The sequence below is a fragment of the Neochlamydia sp. TUME1 genome (assembly GCF_000813645.1).
Lineage (GTDB): Bacteria > Chlamydiota > Chlamydiia > Chlamydiales > Parachlamydiaceae > Neochlamydia.
In genome coordinates this window covers 1-2894 of record NZ_JRXI01000208.1, presented here as the reverse complement: position 1 = coordinate 2894, position 2894 = coordinate 1, and the positions used below count along the sequence as shown (strand labels likewise).

The 2894-nt window shown below is 43.1% G+C and carries 2 protein-coding genes; both read left to right on the top strand.

The window, feature by feature from the left end:
- Nucleotides 1–1433 (top strand): leucine-rich repeat domain-containing protein (locus DB41_RS09695; RefSeq protein WP_155117664.1); only part of this gene is annotated, 1433 nt, incomplete at its 5' end.
- An 84-nt stretch (nucleotides 1434–1517) separates the two neighbouring features.
- Nucleotides 1518–2858 (top strand): leucine-rich repeat domain-containing protein, encoded by a 1341-nt coding sequence (locus DB41_RS09690; protein ID WP_052244106.1) that lies wholly within the window; start codon nucleotides 1518–1520, stop codon nucleotides 2856–2858.
- Nucleotides 2859–2894: the final 36 nt, after the last annotated feature.

Here is a 2894-nt window from a genome sequence, read left to right as displayed (position 1 = left end):
CAGAAGAAAAAAGAGGCTTAACTCTGGCTAATTACTCTTCTTATCTCTTAAATATTAATCGCCTTTTACTTTGGAAAATGCTTCCTGGTGGGGAAGAATACTTGAGCCGAGAAGAAATTAAGCACTTGCCTCTAGAGAAAAAAGGAGAGCTTCTTAGAGATTGGATTGAAGAAAATTGTAAAAACCTCTCGGCTTCAGTTTTATCTGAAGCAGGCTTGACTTATTTACCCCCAGAAATATGCCAATTGTCTCAGTTGCAAGAGCTTTACTTAAATCAAAACCAGCTCACCACTCTGCCTACAGAAATAGGTAAATTGTCACAGTTAGCACGGCTTAACTTAAATCAAAATCAGCTCACCGCTCTGCCTATAGAAATAGGCCAATTGTCTCAGTTGCAATCGCTTGACTTAAAAGAAAGCCAGATCACCGCTCTGCCTACAGAAATTGGGCAGCTGTCTGAGCTGACACACCTTTACTTAAATCAAAACCAACTCACCAGCCTGCCTACAGAAATCGGTCAGCTGTCTAAGCTGCAATGGCTTTACTTAAATCAAAACCAGCTCACCAGCCTGCCTGCAGAAATCGGGCAGTTGTCTCAGCTGCAAACGCTTGACTTAAATCAAAACCAGCTCACCGCTCTGCCTGCAGAAATCGGACAGCTGCCTGAGCTGACACGCCTTTACTTAAATCAAAACCAGCTCACCGCTCTGCCTGCAGAAATAGGGCGGCTGCCTCAGCTGAAAGGGCTTCAATTAAACCAAAACCAGCTCACCGCTCTGCCTGCAGAAATCGGACAGCTGCCTGAGCTGACACACCTTTACTTAAATCAAAACCAGCTCACCGCTCTACCTGCAGAAATAGGGCAGCTGTCTAAGCTGCAAGTACTTCACTTAAATCAAAACCAGCTTACCGCTCTGCCTACGGAAATCGGGCAGCTGTCTAAGCTACAATGGCTTGACTTAAATCAAAACCAGCTCACCAGCCTTCCTGCTCAAATCGGGCAGTTGTCTCAGCTACAATGGCTTTACTTAAATCAAAACCAACTCGCCGCTCTGCCTGCAGAAATCGGGCAGCTGTCTAAGCTGACACGGCTTGAATTAAATCAAAACCAGATCACCGCTCTGCCTGCAGAAATCGGGCAGCTGTCTAAGCTGCAATGGCTTGAATTAAATCAAAACCAGATCACCAGCCTTCCTACAGAAACAGGTCAATTGCCTCAGTTGCAATGGCTTTACTTAAATCAAAACCAACTCACCAGCCTTCCTGCAGAAATAGGTCAATTGTCTCAGCTACAATTGCTTTACTTAAATCAAAACCAGCTCATCAGCCTTCCTGCAGAAATAGGGCAGCTGTCTAAGCTGCAAACCCTTGAATTAGCAGAAAATCCTTTGAAGGATATTGCAGAAAAAATAAGGCAGCGTTTTCAATTGTAGAATAGTTGTAAGTGCTTTTTAAATTGGGGGTGGGCTAAAATGAAATAAAAATGCTGGAAAGTTATCCCTAACCAAGGAAATAAAATGCATCCTATCTCATCCACATCTATTGAAAGCTTGCCCAATGAATTGCTGCTCCCTATCTTAGAGGCTTGCGTAGTTCCTTCCTTATTTAGCGTCTGTAAAAGATGGCATCATCTGCTAGCTTCTGAAGTCATGCCCCCTCTTTATAAGCAAATAGGTAAGGTGCATGTTCCTCAAGGAGATGTTAACGAGCAGGCTCTTATTGTAGATAGGATTTATAAGCTAGAAGAAAAGCTTTCTGAAGCAGCAAAGGTAAATGCAATCTTTAGGCAAATCTTTACTTTAGCCAAGTCTCTTTCAACTTTAGAATTTAAAGTGCAAATAGAAGAAAAGAGGGATCTTACTCTAGCTAATTACTCTTCTTATCTTGTAAATATTAATCGCCTTTTGCTTTGGAAAAAACTTCCTGGTGGGGAAGAATACTTGAGCCGAGAAGAAATTAAGCACTTGCCTTTAGAAAAAAAAGGAGAGCTACTTAGAGAGTGGATGGAAGAAAATTGTAAAAGCATCATGGCTTTAGATTTACCTAAAGCAGGCTTGACTTACTTACCCCCAGAAATAGGCCAATTGTCTCAGCTGAAAAGGCTTGACTTAAAAGAAAACCAGCTCACCAGCCTTCCTGTAGAAATTGGGCAGCTATCTCAGCTGCAAGGGGTTAACTTAAATCAAAACCAGCTCGCCAGTCTGCCTGCAGAAATAGGTCAATTGTCTCAGCTGCAATATCTTTTCTTAAATCAAAACCAACTCACCAGTCTGCCTGTAGAAATTGGGCAATTGTCTCGGCTGAAAAAGCTTTACTTAAGCGAAAATCAGCTCACCGCTCTGCCTGCAGAAATCGGTCAGCTGTCTAAGCTACGATGGCTTCAATTAAATCAAAACCTGCTCACTAGCCTTCCTGCTGAAACAGGGCAGTTGTCTCAGCTGCAAACGCTTGACTTAAAAGAAAACCAGCTCACCGCTCTGCCTGCAGAAATGAGGCAGCTGTCTCAGCTGGAAGAGCTTAACTTAAATCAAAACCAGCTTTCCAGTCTGCCTGCACAAATCGGGCAATTGACTCAGCTGCTACAGCTTTACTTAAATCAAAACCAGCTCGCCAGTCTGCCTGCACAAATCGGGCAATTGTATCGGCTGAAAAGGCTTGATTTAAGCCAAAACCAGCTCACCGCTCTACCTACAGAAATCGGGCAGCTGTCTCAGTTGGCATGGCTTAGCTTAAATCAAAACCAGCTCACCAGCCTGCCTATAGAAATAGGGCAGCTGTCTGATCTGCAAACGCTTGAATTAGCAGGAAATCCTTTGAAAGATATCGCCGAAAAAATAAGGCAGCTTTTTCAATTGTAGAATGGTTGTAAGTGCTTTTTAATTTGGGGTGGGCTA

Excerpts from the sequence above, each read along its gene's own strand:
- DB41_RS09690 (WP_052244106.1), top strand. The coding sequence starts at position 1,518 with ATGCATCCTATCTCATCCACATCTATTGAAAGCTTGCCCAATGAATTG.